Below are 17704 nucleotides of genomic sequence, written 5' to 3' on the forward strand. Positions count from 1 at the left end.
CGCCCCCGTGGTGCCCGACCTGCATAAGAACGGCGATCTCAGGACATCCCGGGGCCGCTCGCCATCACCCCGTGAAGGTTCTCTCACCGAACCGTGACACCACGGGCCAGGGCCGCCAGTTCCGTTCCGGCCAGGAGGAACGCGCCGACGCCGAAGCCCGCGGCGCTGCCCTCGGTGACCGGCGCGCTGGACTCCGGCCGGTCACCGACGCCCGGGACGTAGCCGAGGAAGCCGTCCTGCCGCACCGCCGTGCCGACCAGGCCGTTCCAGGCGCGGGCGGCGACCGGGAGATAGGTGGCTCGGTCGACCAGCCCGGTCCGGAGCGCGTAGGCAAGGGCGTAGACGAAGAGGGCCGTACCGCTGGACTCGGGGCCCGAGAGCCGCTCGGGGTCGCCGAGGTTGACGTCCCAGAAGCCGTCCGCGCGCTGGCGCTGGGCCACCGTCTGCAAGAGCAGGGCCAGGGTGTCGCGGTACTCGCCGGTGTGCGGGGCGTCCGGGGGCAGGGCCTTGAGCGTCTTCACATGGCCGGCCGCCGCCCATCCGTTGCCCCGGGACCAGAACACCGGCACACCGGACAGGGAGAGCCGGTGGCCCGGCAGGAACCGCCTGTCGCGGTACCAGAGACCGGTGGACCGGTCGTACAGCCCGGGGCCGCCCTCAGTGCGCTTGGTGTGCTGGTACAGGCGGTACAGCTTCTCCGCGTAGCGCGGGTCCTCGCGGAGAACGCTCAGCCGGGCGAAGGTCGGCATGGCCATGTGGAGGGCATCGACCCACCACCAGTCATCGTCCTTTCCGGGCCGGTCGTCATAGGTCATCCAGCGCAGACACGACTCTATGGCCGCGATTTTCTCCTCATCGGGGTCGAGCGCATGGAGATCGAGATACGCCTGCCCGGCACATTGATTATCCGCGTGCCGGGTGACCGAACCCGCGTTGAGACCGTAGTGATGTTTCTCGGCCCAGCCGCGCGCATAGCGCAGATAACGCGGGTCATAGGTCAGCGCGTGCAGGGCCATGAGTCCGCTGAAGAACGTCGCGTTCGCCCACTTGTTGTCGCCGGGGTCGGGGCGCGCGCCGATCCAGTGGTCCGCGACGCGGTGCAGTACGTCGGTGATGTCGTGCGCGGAAGGCAGCACACCGGAGGGCGGACGGTGCGCAGCCGCTTCATCGGCGTGGACGATGACCGAGGTCAGCACGGTTGACGAGGCCGCTATCGCGGCTCCGCCGATGAAGGTGCGTCGTCGATTCACAGAGGTTCCCTTCCTTTGGCGCACGAGGAGGACACAGGGCGCTCCTCCCCTGAGTGGGGGACGTGCCGAACCGCCACGCGTCCTGGCGATTTACCTGATCGTTATCGTCGTTTATTTCTCAATGCATGTTTCGTGTCGGCGTATTGACATCCACACAGATCGGAAGCTGTCATGTTCCTCCCGCTCAGGGTCAGCACAACCCCCCACGGTAAAAGGACATCCCACTATGGCCCTCAATCATCAGTCCCTCTTTTTCGAAGGGACTTCCCTGGGTGCCACCGCGAATCCGAAGGACATCTGGCAGGAATTCACGGGCAACCCCTACAAGCATCCGCAGATACCGAACGTCGCCTTCGCGGGCTATGACCGCGGCGCGGATCTCCCGCGCCCCGCGGTCGTCGTGGACGCCACCGCGTACGGCGCCAGGAACGACGGTTCCGCCGATGCCTCCGGTGCCATCAACACGGCCATCGCCGAGGCCGGGGAGCGGGGCGGCGGGGCGGTACTGCTCCCGGCGGGCAGATACCGCGTGGACGATGTCGTCCTGGTCGGCCACAGCGATGTCGTCCTGCGGGGTGAGGGGAGCGGGCGCACCACGCTGTTCGTCACCCGTCCGCTGGAGGAGATGATCGGGGCCTACGGCTCCGGGAAGTCGGCGTGGAGCTGGTGCGGCGGTGCGGTGTGGGTGAGCCACCGCGACCGGTACCGCTCCTTCACCGGCGCGGTCAGGGGCGGGGAGGATCCGCACGGGGGGTGGACGGGCAACGCGCGCGACCTCGCCACGACGCTCACCGGTATCTCCTCGCCCGCCGCCCGGGGGGACTTCGAGCTCTCGGTCGCCGACTCCCGCGGGCTCACCCCGGGCCGCCGGGTGCTGCTCCAGCTCGACGACGACCGTGAGCACAGCCTGCTGAAGCACCTGTGCGGGGACATCCCGGGGGCGTCCACGTACGACTGGTCCAAGCAGCCGAGGATGCTTCGGCAGGCCCCCTTCACCTGGCCGGTCAGCATCGCCTCGGTGACGGGCACGGAGGTCACCCTGGCCCAGCCGCTGCCACTGGACGTCCGGCTGGGCTGGAGGCCCCGGCTGACCACGATGGGTCCCGCGGTCACCGGAGCCGGGGTGGAGGGGCTGACCATCGAGATGAGGAAGGTACGGCAGGCCCGGCACCTCCAGGACAGGGGCTACAACGGGCTGACGTTCCAGTGCGCCTGGGACTGCTGGGCCGACGACGTCCGCGTCGTCCACAGCGACAACGGCATCCTGCTGTACGCGGCCAAGGGGGTCACCCTGCGGCGGACCACGATCGCCGGGCGCGGCCGCCACCACTCCTACACCTGCAACCTCCAGTCGCACGACAACCTGATCCAGGACTTCACCATCGAGCGCTTCACCGAGCGGGTGCCCGGCGGCGCCGTCCACCACGGTCTCGACGTGGAGACCCTGTCCTGCGGGAACGTGTGGTCACGGGGGGAGATGCACCAGGGCACCTTCGACACCCACCGCGGGCTGCCGTTCCACAACGTGCGCACCGAAATCACCGTCAACAACGACGGACGGCCCGCTGGAGGCGAGGACGCCGGTCCGCTCCACGGGGCACGGTTCACCCACTGGAACATCAATGTCACCAACCGTCGCGCGGGCTGTATCAAGATCGACGACGTGGCGCCGTACAGCGCCACCGTCGGCGTCTCACAGATGAGCCGGAGCGGCCCGGCCGGCCGGCCGGTCTTCGGCGGCCCCCTCCACGCCCGGCTGGCGTACGACGGGGACACCTCGCTCAGGCCGTCGAACCTGTACGAGGCCCAGCGCGCACTGCGCGGAGGCGGCCCGGACTGAGCCGGAGCCCGCGAGATGGCGGTGATTTGGTCGTGTATCTTGAGAAAAGACCCGATTTCAGATCGTACGGGACCGCGATTGATGGGATGTATCCGAGGCGTCCTCTGTTCCACCGCCTCCGTCCTCGCCGGGCTGGTGCTGCTCAGCGCCTGTGGCGAGAGCCCCGGGGACAGGGCCACGTCGGACCGCAAACCGCTGGTCGGCGTCGCCTACCCGCGCTCCGACAGTGACTTCTGGAACGCCTACATGCGGTACACCCCGCGGTACGCCAGACAGCTCGGCCTCTCGCTGAAGACCATCGAGTCGCAGAACGACGTCACCCGGGACACCGCCAACGCACAGACGCTCGTCGTCCAGGGCGTCAAGGGCATCGCGATGGCCCCGCAGGACACCGCCGCCGTCGGTCCGACCCTGCGCCAGCTCGAGGCGACGGGGATCCCCGTCGTCACGAGTGACACCCGCCCCGACACCGGCAAGGTCTACATGGTCGTCCGCGCCGACAACCGCGCCCTCGGGGAGAAGGCGTGCAAGTACCTCGGCACCAAGCTGCACGGCAAGGGCAAGGTCGTGATGTTGCAGGGCGACCTCTCCTCCATCAACGGCCGTGACCGCACCCGGGGGTTCAACGCGTGCATGAAGGCGGACTACCCGCGGATCAGGGTCTTCGGTGAGACCACCAACTGGGACGGGGCCGTCGCCGCGCAGAAGCTCCAGGCCGATCTGACCGCCCATCCGGACATCAAGGGCATCTACATGCAGTCCAGCGCCGCGCTGTCCGGCACGCTCCAAGTGCTGGAGCAGCAGGGCCTGCTGGTCGGCCCCGAGAACAAGAAGCACATCTACATCGTCTCCAACGACGGCATCCCCAGGGAGCTCCGGTACATCGCCAAGGGCACCATCGACGCCACCGTGTCCCAGCCGGTCGACCTCTACGCCAAGTACGCGCTGTACTACCTGAAGGCCGCGATCGACGGGAAGACGTTCGAACCCGGCAGGACCGATCACCACAGCACCATCGTGCGGGTCCGTGCCGGACTGCTGGAGGACCGGCTGCCCTCACCGCTCGTCACCGCCGACGGCAGGACCTACGGGGGCGTCCCCAGCCTCAGGAGCACCGATCCGTCCCTGTGGGGCAACAACCCCGGCTGAGAGACCGCCCCGGCCACCGGCTTCGTGTAGGGTCGGCGCCGTGTACGCGCGACAGAACATGAACTGGTGGTGGACCGCTCATCCGGCGGCCCACTGATCGCGCGTAGCTCCAGACACCACGCGAAGGCCGCCCGAGGGGCGGCCTTCGGCGTTTCACGCGGGCCGTTCCTCCTCCCCGGAAGGAACACCCCGCCATGCGGAACGACACCCATGCCGTGATCACGCGGCTGCTCTCCGCCGACTCCCCGTTCGCCCTGATCCACCGCCGTACCCCCGGACATGACCAGGACACCGTGGAGGTGCTGACCGGACCGGTGAGCGAGGTGGAGCGGCTGACCGACATCCCGCTGCCGACCGGCGCCCCCGAGGGCGGTACGGCGGTGGCGGACGCGCTGGCGCTGGTGCCGTTCCGGCAGATCCGGGAGCGGGGGTTCGACGTACGGGACGACGGCACCCCGCTGGCGGTGCTGCGGCCGGAGGAGCGCTACGCGCTGCCGCTCGCCGAGGTGCTGGAGGCGCTGCCCGCGCACCGGGTGGACGTCGAGGACGGGGCCTTCGACGTGGACGACGACGCGTACGCGGGGATCGTACGGCGGGTGATCGCGGAGGAGATCGGCTCCGGCGAGGGCGCCAACTTCGTGATCCGGCGGACCTTCCGGGGGCAGATCCCGGATTTCGGGAGTACCGACGCGCTCGCGCTCTTCCGGCGGCTGCTGGCGGGTGAGCGGGGCGCGTACTGGACGTACGTGGTGCGTCTTGCGGACGGGCGGACGCTGGTGGGGGCCAGCCCCGAGGTGCACGTACGGATGTCCGGGGGGACGGTCGTGATGAACCCGATCAGCGGGACCTACCGCTACCCGGCCGGCGGGGCCGACGCCGACGGGCTGCTGGCCTTCCTCCACGACCGCAAGGAGGTGGAGGAGCTGTCCATGGTGGTGGACGAGGAGCTGAAGATGATGTGCACCGTCGGCGACCGGGGCGGGGTGGTGGTCGGCCCCCGGCTGCGGGAGATGGCGCACCTGGCGCACACCGAGTACGAGCTGCGCGGGCGGTCCTCGCTGGATGTGCGGGAGGTGCTGCGGGAGACGATGTTCGCCGCGACGGTCACCGGGTCGCCGGTGCAGAACGCCTGCCGGGTGATCGAGCGGTACGAGCCCGGGGGCCGGGGCTACTACGCGGGGGCGCTGGCGCTCATCGGACGGGACGGCGGCGGGGCGCAGACGCTGGACTCCCCGATCCTGATCAGGACCGCCGACATCGACGGGTCGGGGGCGCTGGGAGTCGCGGTCGGCGCGACGCTGGTGCGGCACTCGGACCCCCGGGGCGAGGTGGCGGAGACCCACGCCAAGGCGGCGGGGGTGCTGAGCGCGCTGGGGGTGCTGCCGCGGCCGGAGGGGCGGGACGAGGCGCCCGCGGGGCCCCGGCTGGCCGACGATCCCCGGGTGCGGGCGGCGCTGGACGCGCGGCGGGCCGACCTGGCGCCGTTCTGGCTGCGGATGCGGACGGACGACACCGCGGAGGGCGGGGTGCCGGGGCACGCCCTGGTGATCGACGGCGAGGACACCTTCACCGCGATGCTCGCCCATCTGCTGCGGACGGCCGGGCTGGCGGTGACGGTGCGGCGGTACGACGAGCCGGGCGTACGGGAGGCCGCGCTCACGCACGAGGGGCCGGTGGTGCTGGGTCCCGGGCCGGGCGATCCGGGTGACACCGCCGATCCGAAGATGCGGTTCCTGCGGGGGCTGACGGCGGAACTGGTGGCGGGGCACCGGCACGGGCTGCTGGGGGTGTGCCTGGGACATGAACTGATCGCGGCCGAGCTGGGGTTGGAGATCGCGCGCAAGGACGTGCCGTTCCAGGGGGCGCAGGAGCGGATCGACTTCTTCGGACGCGAGGAGACGGTGGGCTTCTACAACACGTTCACGGCGCGCTGCGACGAGACGGTGGAGACGGAGCTGGCGATGCACCGGGTGGAGCTGAGCCGGGACGCGGTGAGCGGGGATGTGTTCGCGCTGCGGGGGCCGGGGTTCGCGGGTGTGCAGTTCCACCCGGAGTCGGTGCTGACGATGGATGGGGTGGGGGTGGTGGCGGAGCTGTTGGCGGTGGTGCGGGTCTGACTGTCCCCCACCCCGCCCCTTCCCGAACCGGGGCTCCGCCCCGGCCCCCGCTCCTCAAACGCCGGAGAGGCTGAGAGGTACCCCCGGAGGGGCTGGGTGACGGTCCGGCTGGGAGCGGCCCCGGGGCGGGGCGGGTTCCTGCCCCGGGTGCGGGGCGAGTTTCTGCCCGGGACACATGGGCCCCTCGCCGGGGCGGGGGATCCGGGCGCATGGACCGCCCACCCGGGGCGGGGATCCGTTGCGGGGGCCGGGGCTCCGCCCTTGGACCCGCACCCCCCGCAGGCCGGTGGCCGGGTGGTGGACCTGGTTGTGGGCAATCGTTCCGCGGGGCGGAACGGGTGGGCACAACCCGGCCACCGGGCCGCGGTCGGCGACGAAACCCCAGGTCCCGCACCGGGAACCGCGCCCGGAGGGGCGGAGGGCTCAGCCGAAGAAGACCCCGGCTTCCTGGTACAGCGACGGATCCACCGTCTTGAGGCGGGCCGTCGCATCGGCCAAGGGGACGCGGACGATATCCGTGCCGCGCAGGGCGACCATCGTGCCGAAGTCCTCGTCCCGCACGGCGTCGATCGCGTGCAGTCCGAACCGGGTGGCGAGCCAGCGGTCGAACGCGCTGGGGGTGCCACCGCGCTGCACATGGCCGAGGACCGTCGTACGGGCCTCCTTGCCCGTACGGCGCTCGATCTCCTTGGCCAGCCACTCCCCGATACCGGAGAGCCGGACATGTCCGAAGGAGTCGAGCGTGTCGTCCTTCAGCACGGCATCGCCCCCCTTCGGCATGGCGCCCTCCGCGACGACCACGATCGGTGCGTAGCGGATCTTGAAGCGGGACTCGACCCAGCCGCAGACCTGGTCGACGTCGAAGCGCTGTTCGGGGATGAGGATGGCGTTGGCGCCGCCCGCGAGACCGGAGTGCAGGGCGATCCAGCCCGCGTGGCGGCCCATCACCTCGACCACGAGGACCCGCATATGGGACTCGGCGGTGGTGTGCAGCCGGTCGATCGCCTCGGTGGCGATGTTGACCGCGGTGTCGAAACCGAAGGTGTAGTCCGTGGCGGAGAGGTCGTTGTCGATGGTCTTGGGGACGCCGACGCAGCGGATGCCGTACTCGCCGGAGAGCCGGGCCGCGACGCCGAGGGTGTCCTCGCCGCCGATCGCGATCAGCGCGTCGACCTCCCGCTTGGCGAGGGTGTCCTTGACCCGGCGGATGCCGTCCTCGCTCTTGAGCGGATTGGTGCGGGACGAGCCGAGGACGGTGCCGCCGCGCGGCAGGATCCCGCGCACCGCGCGGATGTCGAGGGGGACGGTGTCGTTCTCGAGAGGGCCGCGCCAGCCGTCCCGGAAGCCGGTGAAGTCATAGCCGTATTCCTGGACGCCCTTGCGGACGACGGCGCGGATGACCGCGTTGAGCCCGGGGCAGTCACCGCCGCCGGTCAGCACTCCGACCCGCATCGCTTCTTCCCTTCTCCCGTGGAGAACCCGTGATCGGGCCCGGTGAGGAGGGCAACGCTAACGGTGATCCAGGTCACAGGGGATGGGGCCGGAATCGATTGCCGCGCGCCACAAGGGAGTTGGTGCGGCAACTTCACCCGTACGAGGGGCGGGGCCGCCGTCAAACCTCAGGCGTCGTCCAGACCCCGTTCGATGGCGTACCGCACCAGCTCCACCCGGTTGTGCAGTTGGAGCTTGCCGAGGGTGTTCTGCACATGGTTCTGCACGGTGCGGTGGGAGATCACCAGCCGCTCGGCGACCTGCTTGTACGACAGTCCCTTGGCGACCAGCCGCAGCACCTCCGTCTCCCGCTCGGTGAGCTGCGGGGCGACCGGCTGGTCGGCGGCGGTGGGGGCGGGCTCTCCGGCGAGCCGCCGGTACTCACCGAGGACCAGACCCGCGAGACCGGGGGTGAAGACCGGGTCCCCGGCGGCGGTGCGGCGCACCGCGTCGAGCAGTTCCCCGGTGCTGGCCGACTTCAGCAGATAGCCGGTGGCACCGGACTTCACGGCCTCCAGGACATCGGCGTGCTCACCGCTGGCGGAGAGCACCAGCACGCGGAGCTGGGGGTGGGCGGCGACGACCTCCTTGCAGACCTCGACCCCGGGCAGCCCGGGGAGGTTGAGGTCGAGCACCAGGACATCGGGCTCGGCGGCCTTGGCCCGGCGGACGGCCTGCGGACCGTCCCCGGCGGTGGCCACCACGTCGAACCCGGCCTCGGACAGATCGCGGGCCACCGCGTCCCGCCACATCGGATGGTCGTCCACCACCATCACCGTCACCGGCCGGTCCTCGTGGTGCTCGGTCATCGTGCCGCCTTCCCCCCGTCGCTGTTCATGTCATCACTGCCCGGAGTCCCGGACGGCGCGGCCGCCTTCGGGACCGTGAGTTCCACTTCGGTGCCCTGGCCCGGCGCGGAGATCCACTCTGCCGTACCGCCGAGGTCACGCAGCCGTCCCCGGATGGACAGGGCCACCCCGAGGCGCCCCTCGCGCTCGGCGTCGGCGAGCCGTCCCTCGGGGATCCCGGGGCCGTCGTCCCGTACGGTCACCATCACGGCGTCCGGCTCGTCCTCGACCAGGATCCAGGCGCGGGCCTCCTCGCCCGCGTGGACCCGTACGTTGTCCAGCGCGGCGCCGACGGCGGCGGCCAACTCCCCCGCCGCGCGGGCCGGGAGGATCACGGGGGCGCCGGGTTCGGAGAAGGTGATCCGGGATCCGGCGTGCGGCGCCAGCAGGACCCGCAGATCGCACGGTCCGGCATCGGCGCCCCCGGCGTCGTCGTCCGGGACGAGGACCGTCGCGCCCTGCTCGGGGGCGGTGCGCGGCGGGGTGACCAGACCGGTGGAGACCAGGGTGCGCAGCGCGATCTCCTGTTCGCCCGCCATCCGGCCCAGTTCGGCCGCCTCACCGCCGATCGCGGCACCGCGCCGCTGCACCATGGCGAGCACCTGGAGCACGCTGTCGTGGATGTCGCGGGCCAGCCGCTCGCGTTCGCGGGTGGCGGCCTCGATGCGCAGCGCGCGGGCGAGGGTGCGCTCACTGGCGCGGGCCACCTCGACGACGTAGCCGATGGCCACACTGGCCACCCAGACGAGCAGCAGCATATGGACGGTGTCCTGGGCGAAGCCGCCGCGCTCGATGATGTTGGCCGCGCAGACGACGGTCGAGGCCCACGCGGCCCAGCGCCAGCCGCCCTTGACCGCGAACCCGAGGACGGCGCCCGCGGTCCATATGGACGGCAGGGTGGGCGTGCCCTCGGCGATCCGGTCGTGGGTGTCGACGAGCGGGGTGAGCAGGATGCCCACCACCGCCACGCTGAGGTCGCCGACCAGGAAGCGGCGGGTGCAGCGCTCGGCCGAGGAGACCATGCGGAAGGTCAGCGCCGTCCACACGGTCAGCACGACCATGTAGGCGCCCGCACCCAGCGGATGGTCGTAGTGGTGGAAGGAGAGGACGTAGAGGGTGAGGGCGTAGAGCAGGGTGAGCACCCGGTAGGCGGTCAGCGCCTGCCACAGCGGCTGCTCGACGGACATCCGCACCACGCGCTCGCGCCGGGGCCGCTCACGGCCGCGCCCGGAACCGTCCGGCGCGTGCCCGCTCTCCCCCGGCGCACCCGTGTGCTCGGGCTGCTGCGCCACGATCCCCCACCCCCGTGCCGGTAGCGGCTACGCCCCGGCCTTGTCCTTGTGCTTCTCCCTCTCGGCCCGCTCCGCCTTCTCGGCCTTCTCCGCCTGCTTCCGGGCGGCCTCGGCATCGGCGATCTGCCGCTTGGCGGCGGTCGCGTAGATGTCCACGTACTCCTGGCCGGACAGCTTCATGATCTCGTACATGACCTCGTCGGTCACCGAGCGCAGGATGAAGCGGTCGCCGTCCATCCCGTGGTACCGGCTGAAGTCCAGCGGCTTGCCGATCTTGATCCCGGGCCGCATCAGCTTGGGCATGACCTTGCCGGGCGGCTGGATCTTCTCCGTGTCGATCATGGCGACGGGGATCACCGGCGCACCGGTGGCCAGTGCCACCCGGGCCAGACCGCCCGGCTTGCCACGGTAGAGGCGGCCGTCGGGCGAGCGGGTGCCCTCGGGGTAGATACCGAAGAGCTCACCGCGCTTGATCACGTCGATGCCCGCGTTGATCGCGGCCTCTCCGGCGCCGCGCGAACCCGAGCGGTCAACCGGGAGCTGGCCGACGCCCTTGAAGAAGGCCGCCGTCAGCCGTCCCTTGACCCCGGGGGTGGTGAAGTATTCCTGCTTGGCGATGAAGGTGACCTTGCGGTCCAGCATCGCGGGCAGGAAGAAGGAGTCGGAGAACGAGAGGTGGTTGCTGGCCAGAATGGCCGGCCCCTCGGCGGGGATGTGCTCCAGTCCCTCCACCCAGGGCCGGAAGGCGAGCTTCAGTGACCCGCCCACCGACAGCTTCATCGCACCGTAGAACAACCGAGAACCTCCTGTATCCGACGAGGAGACCTTAACCTGCCTACCCCGTGTGCGGCGCGCCGCGTACGCTGAGGTGCCGGGCCGCCCGGCCCCGAACACCGGTTCCTCCCCCTGCTCGACTCACCCCCGAACGGAGATCCGTGGTGCCGCTCCTTCCCGGAGCCGAGCCGTTCCGCCACGACGGCGGGCAGATCGGCGTCCTCGTCTCGCACGGCTTCACCGGTTCCCCGCAGTCGGTCCGACCCTGGGCCGATCATCTCGCGGCGCGGGGCTACACCGTCTCGCTGCCACTCCTTCCCGGCCACGGCACCCGCTGGCAGGATCTCGCGGTCACCGGCTGGCAGGACTGGTACGCCGAGGTCGAGCGGGAGCTGCGGACGCTGACCGAGCGCTGTGAGCGGGTCTTCGTCTGCGGTCTGTCGATGGGCGGGGCGCTGGCGCTGCGGCTGGCCGCCCAGCACGGTGCGGCGATCAGCGGGCTGGCCCTGGTCAACCCGGCGAACAAGATCCATGACCCGCTGGCGGTGGCGCTGCCGGTGATGCGGCACCTGGTGCCGTCGGTGAAGGGCATCGCGAGCGATATCGCCAAGCCCGGTTCGCATGAACTGGGCTACGACCGCACCCCGTTGCACGCGGTGTACTCGCTGCGGCGCTTCCTCCGGCTGGTCGACGCCGAGCTGCCGCAGGTCACCCAGCCGCTGCTGGTGATGCACAGCGCACAAGACCATGTGGTGCCGCCCGCCGACTCCGAGCGGATCCTGAGCCAGGTGTCCTCCCGGGACACCACCGAGCGGCTCCTGGAGCGGAGTTACCACGTGGCGACCCTGGACTACGACGCGGAGTTCATCTTCGACGAGACGGTCGCGTTCATCACCCGCCTGACGGCGGGTATGGGAGAGGACACCGGGACGGGCACCGGAAGGGAGGGGGCGGCGGCCAGTGGCTGAGCGCGACTCGAACGAGAACGAGGCGGACGCGCGGCGCGACGACGACGCCGCCTTCGCCGAGATCGTCGCGGCGTACGGCGAGGAGCCGCCGGACCCGCCGGAGGCGGAGCGCTGGCCCGTCGCGGAGAACCTGGTCGAGCAGTGGGGGCGGGAGCCCGCACCGGCGGCCGCGGATCCGGTCCGCGAGGACGGCGCCCCGGAGGCGCCCGAGCGCACCGGCGGCGGTCCGGACGCTGCGGGTGAGGGCGAGGCGGGCGCGGACGGCCCGGCCGCCGACGGCAAGGCCGCGGACGACGTCACCAAGCCGGTCACCGGGGCCCCGGGCGACAGCGACAAACCGGTCGGCAGCTTCATCGTCTACGCACCGGGCGTCGGTCCGCGCGACTGGGAGGCCGACGAGCCCTCCGAGGACGACTTCGACGACGGCGACGAGGGCCATTTCGTACCGCCCGAGCCGCCTCCGCTGCCCGAGGCCGACACCACCTCACGCTTCGCGTGGATCGGGGTGCTCGGCGGACCGCTGCTGCTGATCGGTGTGGTGATGTTCCAGGTCGAGCTGACCTGGTGGATCACCACGCTGGGGGTCGGCGGCTTCCTGGGCGGCTTCGCCACCCTGGTGATGCGGATGCGGGACAGCGATGACGAGGAGGACGAGGACCCGGGGCGCGGCGCGGTCGTCTGACCGCCGCCGATCTCGGGGCCGGTGGGCGGATCCGGCCAAGCCGAACGGGCCGGTCCGGCCGCCGCGGGACCGGACGCGTCTCGAAGCCCTCCCCACCGACCCGGACAAACCGCTCGTCGCCGTCTAGGCGGACGGACCGCTCCGGTCCGGGGCCACCCGGGGGAGCCGTAGGGCGGCCAGGACCGGGAGGTGGTCCGTGGCCGCCCGCAGGTCCGCGTCGCTGACGCCCGGCAGCCCGGCGGGGACCCCACAGCCGATGATCTCCACGCCCTCGGTCGCGAAGACCGCGTCGATCCGCCGGCGGGGATCGTCCGCGGAGAAGGTGACCTCGCTCCCCCAGGGCTCGGTGGCCCAGCCGTCCCGCAGCCGCTCCGCGATCCTGCGGAAGGCCCGGCCGTCCGGGCGGTCGTTGATGTCCCCGGCGGCGACCGCGTACGGGACGCCGAGGGCCGCGACCCGGTCCAGCAGCATCCCGGCCTGGTCGTGGCGCTCGGCGGCGGCCAGGCTCAGATGGCAGCTCACCACGCCGAGCCGCACCCCGCCGGGCTCGCGGTGCCCGGCCCCGAAGCGCAGGACGGCGGTGGCGAAGCCGCGCCGGTGCAGTCCGGGGACCCGGGGCAGCAGGATGTCCTCGGTGCGCTCCACATGGGCGCGCAGCGAGGTGAGGATCATGGGGCCGGTGGCGGTGGCCCCGCCGGTGGTGTAGACGAGGCCGGTCTCGCGGGCCAGCCAGGCGGCCGCCTTGCGCCAGCGGAAGAAGCGCGGCGCCTCCTGTACGCACAGCACGTCGGGGGCGCAGGCCCGGATCACCCGGACCAGCGCCTCGCGGTCGTCGCGCAGCGAGCGGATGTTGTAGCTGAGCACGCGCACCACGGCCCCGTCCGGGCCGGTGGTGGATCCGGGCAGGTCCGCGAGGGCCACGGCGGCGGGCCCGGTCAGCCCTGGCGGGCCAGGTCGGCGGCTCCGACGAGCCCGGCCTTGCCACCGAGCTGGGCGGCGAGCACCTGGGCGTGGGGGCGCCACTGGTTGCCGACGAGCCAGCGGCGGAAGGACTTGCGGATCGGCTCCAGGACCAGGTCGCCCTCGTCGGAGACACCGCCGCCGACGATGAACGCCGAGGGGTCGAAGAGCGAGGCGAGGTCGGCAAGACCGGCCCCGGCCCAGCGGGCGAGCTCGCGGAAGGAGTCGATGGCGACGGGGTCGCCCTGGCGGGCGGCGTCGCTGATGTGCTTGCCCTGGATGCCCTCGGCGGTGCCGTCACCGAAGCCGAGCAGCGCCTTGGCGTTCTCCGGGGTGGCGGCGGCGCGCTGCTTGGCGTAGCGGACCAGCGCTCGGCCGGAGGCGTACTGCTCCCAGCAGCCCTGGGAGCCGCAGCCGCACAGCAGACCGTCCGGGACGACCCTGATGTGGCCGAACTCGGCGGCGACGCCGAACCGGCCGCGGTGCAGCTTGCCGCCGATGATGATGCCGCCGCCCAGACCGGTGCCGAGCGTGATGCAGACGACGTCGTCATGGCCGGCGCCGGCGCCGAAGCGGTACTCGCCCCAGGCGGCCGCGTTCGCGTCGTTCTCCACCACCACGGGCAGTCCGACGCGCTGCTCGACCTTGTCCTTGAGCGCCTCGTGCCGCCAGTTGATGTTGGGCGCGAAGAGCACCGTGGCGCGCTTGTCGTCCACGTAACCGGCCGCGCCGATGCCGACGGCCTCGACGTCGTGCCCGCTGCTCACCTTGCGCACCGCGTCCGCGATGGCGTCGACGACCCCCTCCGGCGTCGGTGGGGTCGATACCGTGCTCGTTTCGAGAATCGAGCCCTCTTCGTCGACCACGCCAGCCGCGATTTTCGTGCCGCCGATGTCGACGCCGATGGTGAGTCCCATGAGTCCCTCAGTTATTTGGTCGAACCCCGCCGTGGCCAACGGTACCGGAGAAGCGCTCAATCGAGGTCGATGTGTTCACTACTCGAACTCTCGTCTCCCTCATCGCGACCCTTGCCGCCACTTTCGGTGCCTTTGGTCCAGCGCTCCTCCTGGCCCGCAACAGCGGCGCGATAGGCGGCGAGCAGCTCTGTTCCGGCGCTGGCGAGATGGTCAAATACGTCCGGATTGCGCTCAATGACCGGTTCCACGGCCGCTTTGGCCTGTGCGATCAATTGTTGTACGGCCCCATGAACCGGGGTTCCGGCGAGCGGGGACTGTGTCCCGGTGAACCGGTCGGCCAGCGCCTCGGCCAGCTTGCGCAGCTCCTCCGCGGCACTGCCCGGCTCCTGGGCCGACTCCCCGGCCCGGCGGGCCCGCTCGGCGGCGAGGTCCTCGGCGCAGGCCCGCTCCCAGGCATCGGGATCGATCTCGGAGACCGGGATCTCGGTGTCCGGAGTGTCTGCGGGGCGCTCGGTGGCATCGCTCATGGCGAACTCCTGCGGCGGGGAGGCTGGCGGTCCGGTGCGTATCTCCGGGCTTGCCACCGACGTTACCGGAATGCCGGAGCCCGGTCAGAGCCCCAGGGTGCGGAGCCCGGTCAGAACCCCCGGGGCCACAGATCCGGGTCGGGGGTGAAGCGCACCTGGAGCGATCCGTCGCGCAGTCCGGCGCCGGAGACCGTGCAGCGGCGCAGCGCGGAGGGCAGCGTCAGCACCCGGTGGAAGGCGCCGACGGTGACGATCAGTTCATCGCCGCGGCGGACCAGGGCGAGGGTGTCCCGGTCGGCGCCGGGCAGCGGCAGCCGCCACAGCAGGATGCCGTCGTCGGCGAGCCGGTCCTCCACGGTCCAGGGATCAGCCGCGGGCCGGTCCGGCAGCGGCGGCGGCGCCCCGACGGCTTCGGCCAGGGCGTCCAGCCCGGCGGGCCGGGCGGCACCGGCGCCCTCCGGGTCCGGCCCACCGCCCGCGTCACCGGCGGGCCGGTCGCCGAGACCCTGCGGATCACGGCCCAGATGCGGCAGCTCGCGCACCGGGACGGCGGGCGCCCACTGCTCGTACAGCTCCTTCAGCGCGGCCTGCTGCTGACCGGAGAGGGCGGCGAGCCAGGGGTCGGCGGTGGCGGCGGGCAGCAGCCGGTTGGCGATGACCGCCTCCACCCGGCAGCCGTGCAGCGCGAGCCCCGCGCGGGCGGTGCGCAGCGCGCGGTCGGCGAGCGGACCGGGGTCCACCACCAGCCGGACCGTGGTGGCCTCGGAATCGATCACGTCCTGGACCGCCGCGAGCTCGCCCTCCCAGCGCTCGGCGGTCTCGTAGAGCTTCTGGGTGGGCATCGGCACCCCGGCGAGCTGGGCGAGCATCGGGCGCAGCGCACGGGCCGCCTGCCGCTCGGCGGGCAGCAGCCGCCGCAGATAACGCCGCAACTGCCCGGGCAGGGCCAGCAGCCCGACGGTCTCCGGGGCGGGCGGCATATCGACGACGAGCACGTCCCAGCCGGTGCCGGGCGGGGCGGCCTGGGCCATCCGCAGGGCGCGCAGCAGCGCGAAGGAGTCCATGCCCGGGAGGGCGGCCAGCTCCTCACCGTCCAGCGGGGTGGCGCCGACCATGTCCAGGGCGCCGCGGCCGCGCTCCTGGAGCGCGGTCAGCTCGTCGCGGAACCAGTGGTCGGTGACGATCCGGGCGGCCCACAGCCCCGGGGTGACCTGGACCGGAACGGACCACGGCAGCCGGTCGGCGGCCGGGCCCTGGGCCGGGCGCAGCGCGCCGATGCCGAGCAGGGCCTCGGGGGTGCCGTCCGGATCGGCGGTCAGCAGCAGCGTCCGCCGCCCCTCGCGGGCGGCGGCCAGGGCGGTCGCGGCGGCCACGGTGGTGCGGCCCGCGCCGCCGGTACCGGTGACGAGGACCGTACGCATGAAAGAAGCCTCCGTTGCCCCTCCGGGCGGGGTGGTGCGGGATGCGCGTGGGCGGCGGTGCCGGACGGCCCCGCCGGTGTCAGACGGTCTCGACGCGCTTCTTCAGGCCCGCCAGGGCACGGTCGATGATGACCTTCTCGGCCTTGCGCTTGATCATGCCGAGCATGGGGATCTTGACGTCGACGGTGAGCTGGTAGGTGACCTCGGTGCGCTTGCCGCCGTCCACCGGGGCCAGCCGGTAGGAGCCGTCGAGGGCGCGCAGCATCTGGGACTTGACCAGGGACCAGCTCACCTCGTCATCGCCGGTCCAGGAGTAGGCCAGGGTGTAGTCGTCCTTGATCGCCCCGGCGTCGAGGACCATCCGCACCTGCTCGGCCCGGCCGCGGTCGTCCTTGGTGAGGATGTCCGCCTCCTTCACCTCTCCGGACCACTCGGGGTATCGGTCGAAGTCGGCGATCACCTCCATCACGTCGGCCGGTGCCGCATCGATCGTGATGCTCGAGCTGGTGTGTTCCGCCATCGCCGTGGCTCCTCCGTACCGGTCCGCCGCATGGGGTGTCTGCCGCTGAAGGCTACCGCGCGCCGCTCACCACTCCAGGGTCCAGGGGGTACCGGAGGAGGCGAAGTGTCCGACGTTGACGCACTCGGTGGCCCCGATCCGCATCCTCCGTGCGAGCGGCTGGTGGACGTGACCGAAGAGGGCGTACTTGGGGCGGATCGCATGGATCGCCTCCAGCAGGGCGGAACTGCCCCGTTCGAAACGGCGGGCCACGGTGTCGTAGCAGAGCTCGGGGACGTCCGGTGGAATGTGTGTGCACACCACGTCCACCTCGTCGCCGAGCGCCGCGATCTTGGCGGCGTAGGTCTCGTCGTCGATCTCGTACGGCGTGCGCATCGGGGTGCGCAGTCCGCCGCCGACGAAGCCGAAGACCAGTCCGCCGATCTCCACGCGCTCACCGTCGAGGACGGTGAGCCCAGGTCGGGTGTACTCCGGCCAGAGGGACGGTATGTCGACATTGCCGTAGGTTGCGTACGTCGGGGTGGGAAACGCGGCGAACAGCTCGGCGTACTGGCGGCGTACGGCGGATTCGATGGCGGTTCGACGGTCGATCCCGTCCCACAGCCGGTTGCCGAACTCCCGGGCCTCCTCGAAGCGGCGGGCGGTGCGCAGCTCGACGATCCGGTCGGCGTTCTCCACGCCGAACAGATCGGGGAAGATCCCGCGGGAGTGGTCCGCGTAGTCCAGGAAGAGGACGAGGTCACCGAGGCAGATCAGGGCATCCGCTCCGTCACCGGCCTTCCCCAGGTCCTCACTGTTGCCATGCACGTCGCTCACCACGTGGACTCGCATGCGTGTCACCCTAAGACCTGCGGCCATGGGGCCGTAAGGTGTTCTGTCTCCGCCGCCCCGCGTCTACCTGCGGTTACTTAGCAGCCGTCGTTCCGGTCGACTAGTCTGCGGACAGTA

General features: G+C 71.7%; 17 protein-coding genes. 6 read left to right on the forward strand and 11 right to left on the reverse strand.

What is annotated here, in order from left to right:
* Positions 1 to 83: 83 nt before the first annotated feature.
* On the reverse strand, positions 84 to 1250 hold the full coding sequence (locus NMK44_RS15290) for a glycoside hydrolase family 88 protein (RefSeq protein ID WP_254743205.1): 1167 nt from the start codon (positions 1248 to 1250) through the stop codon (positions 84 to 86).
* A gap of 226 nt (positions 1251 to 1476) precedes the next feature.
* On the opposite strand from NMK44_RS15290, the gene NMK44_RS15295 reads away from it, so the two are divergent.
* From NMK44_RS15295 to NMK44_RS15305, 4 genes are all read left to right on the forward strand, one after another.
* The gene (locus NMK44_RS15295; protein ID WP_254743208.1) at positions 1477 to 3090 is read left to right on the forward strand and encodes a glycosyl hydrolase family 28-related protein; all 1614 of its coding nucleotides are present in this window, start codon (positions 1477 to 1479) and stop codon (positions 3088 to 3090) included.
* An 81-nt stretch (positions 3091 to 3171) separates the two neighbouring features.
* A complete protein-coding gene (locus NMK44_RS15300) occupies positions 3172 to 4239 on the forward strand; it encodes a sugar ABC transporter substrate-binding protein (protein WP_254743211.1) in 1068 nt (355 codons plus the stop codon).
* A 40-nt stretch (positions 4240 to 4279) separates the two neighbouring features.
* Entirely contained in the window at positions 4280 to 4336 is a 57-nt protein-coding gene (locus NMK44_RS42695) for a trp operon leader peptide (RefSeq protein ID WP_374215279.1), read from the forward strand.
* Between the two features lie 97 nt (positions 4337 to 4433).
* Positions 4434 to 6356 carry an anthranilate synthase family protein gene (locus NMK44_RS15305; RefSeq protein WP_254743214.1) on the forward strand — a complete coding sequence of 641 codons (1923 nt, stop codon included), beginning with the start codon at positions 4434 to 4436 and terminating at the stop codon, positions 6354 to 6356.
* Positions 6357 to 6779: 423 nt separating this feature from the next.
* Here NMK44_RS15305 and NMK44_RS15310 read toward each other — a convergent pair whose 3' ends face one another.
* The 4 genes from NMK44_RS15310 to NMK44_RS15325 all read right to left on the reverse strand — a co-directional run bounded on the left by NMK44_RS15310 (position 6780) and on the right by NMK44_RS15325 (position 10767).
* Complete coding sequence (locus tag NMK44_RS15310) at positions 6780 to 7808, reverse strand: 6-phosphofructokinase (RefSeq protein WP_254743217.1); 1029 nt, start codon at positions 7806 to 7808, stop codon at positions 6780 to 6782.
* 167 nt (positions 7809 to 7975) lie between these two features.
* Positions 7976 to 8656, reverse strand: coding sequence for a response regulator (locus NMK44_RS15315; protein WP_254743220.1), 681 nt, complete (start codon positions 8654 to 8656; stop codon positions 7976 to 7978).
* Positions 8653 to 9882 carry a MacS family sensor histidine kinase gene (gene macS, locus NMK44_RS15320; protein WP_254743400.1) on the reverse strand — a complete coding sequence of 410 codons (1230 nt, stop codon included), beginning with the start codon at positions 9880 to 9882 and terminating at the stop codon, positions 8653 to 8655. The genes NMK44_RS15315 and macS overlap by 4 nt, the downstream gene beginning before the upstream one ends.
* Before the next feature lie 132 nt (positions 9883 to 10014).
* Positions 10015 to 10767 (reverse strand): lysophospholipid acyltransferase family protein, encoded by a 753-nt coding sequence (locus tag NMK44_RS15325; RefSeq protein ID WP_254743402.1) that lies wholly within the window; start codon positions 10765 to 10767, stop codon positions 10015 to 10017.
* 158 nt (positions 10768 to 10925) lie between these two features.
* Between NMK44_RS15325 and NMK44_RS15330 the strand changes: the two genes are divergently transcribed.
* Together NMK44_RS15330 and NMK44_RS15335 are read left to right on the forward strand one after the other, a co-directional pair.
* Positions 10926 to 11729 (forward strand): alpha/beta hydrolase, encoded by an 804-nt coding sequence (locus NMK44_RS15330; RefSeq protein ID WP_254743223.1) that lies wholly within the window; start codon positions 10926 to 10928, stop codon positions 11727 to 11729.
* A complete protein-coding gene (locus NMK44_RS15335; RefSeq protein WP_254743226.1) occupies positions 11722 to 12411 on the forward strand; it encodes a hypothetical protein in 690 nt (229 codons plus the stop codon). The genes NMK44_RS15330 and NMK44_RS15335 overlap by 8 nt, the downstream gene beginning before the upstream one ends.
* A 123-nt stretch (positions 12412 to 12534) precedes the next feature.
* Here the strand turns inward: NMK44_RS15335 and NMK44_RS15340 are convergent, their stop codons facing one another.
* The 6 genes from NMK44_RS15340 to NMK44_RS15365 all read right to left on the reverse strand — a co-directional run bounded on the left by NMK44_RS15340 (position 12535) and on the right by NMK44_RS15365 (position 17587).
* Positions 12535 to 13332, reverse strand: coding sequence for an endonuclease/exonuclease/phosphatase family protein (locus tag NMK44_RS15340; RefSeq protein WP_254743229.1), 798 nt, complete (start codon positions 13330 to 13332; stop codon positions 12535 to 12537).
* 14 nt (positions 13333 to 13346) lie between these two features.
* Positions 13347 to 14288, reverse strand: coding sequence for an ROK family glucokinase (locus NMK44_RS15345; protein ID WP_254743232.1), 942 nt, complete (start codon positions 14286 to 14288; stop codon positions 13347 to 13349).
* A 56-nt stretch (positions 14289 to 14344) separates the two neighbouring features.
* On the reverse strand, positions 14345 to 14815 hold the full coding sequence (locus tag NMK44_RS15350; protein ID WP_254743237.1) for a DUF5304 domain-containing protein: 471 nt from the start codon (positions 14813 to 14815) through the stop codon (positions 14345 to 14347).
* A gap of 110 nt (positions 14816 to 14925) precedes the next feature.
* Positions 14926 to 16236 (reverse strand): ArsA family ATPase, encoded by a 1311-nt coding sequence (locus NMK44_RS15355; protein WP_254743240.1) that lies wholly within the window; start codon positions 16234 to 16236, stop codon positions 14926 to 14928.
* 79 nt (positions 16237 to 16315) lie between these two features.
* Positions 16316 to 16756 carry an SRPBCC family protein gene (locus tag NMK44_RS15360; RefSeq protein ID WP_254743243.1) on the reverse strand — a complete coding sequence of 147 codons (441 nt, stop codon included), beginning with the start codon at positions 16754 to 16756 and terminating at the stop codon, positions 16316 to 16318.
* Positions 16757 to 16822: 66 nt separating this feature from the next.
* The gene (locus NMK44_RS15365; RefSeq protein ID WP_254743245.1) at positions 16823 to 17587 is read right to left on the reverse strand and encodes a metallophosphoesterase family protein; all 765 of its coding nucleotides are present in this window, start codon (positions 17585 to 17587) and stop codon (positions 16823 to 16825) included.
* Positions 17588 to 17704 lie beyond the last annotated feature (117 nt).

Origin of the sequence: Streptomyces cucumeris (assembly GCF_024295805.1) — a bacterium.
Lineage (GTDB): Bacteria > Actinomycetota > Actinomycetes > Streptomycetales > Streptomycetaceae > Streptomyces > Streptomyces cucumeris.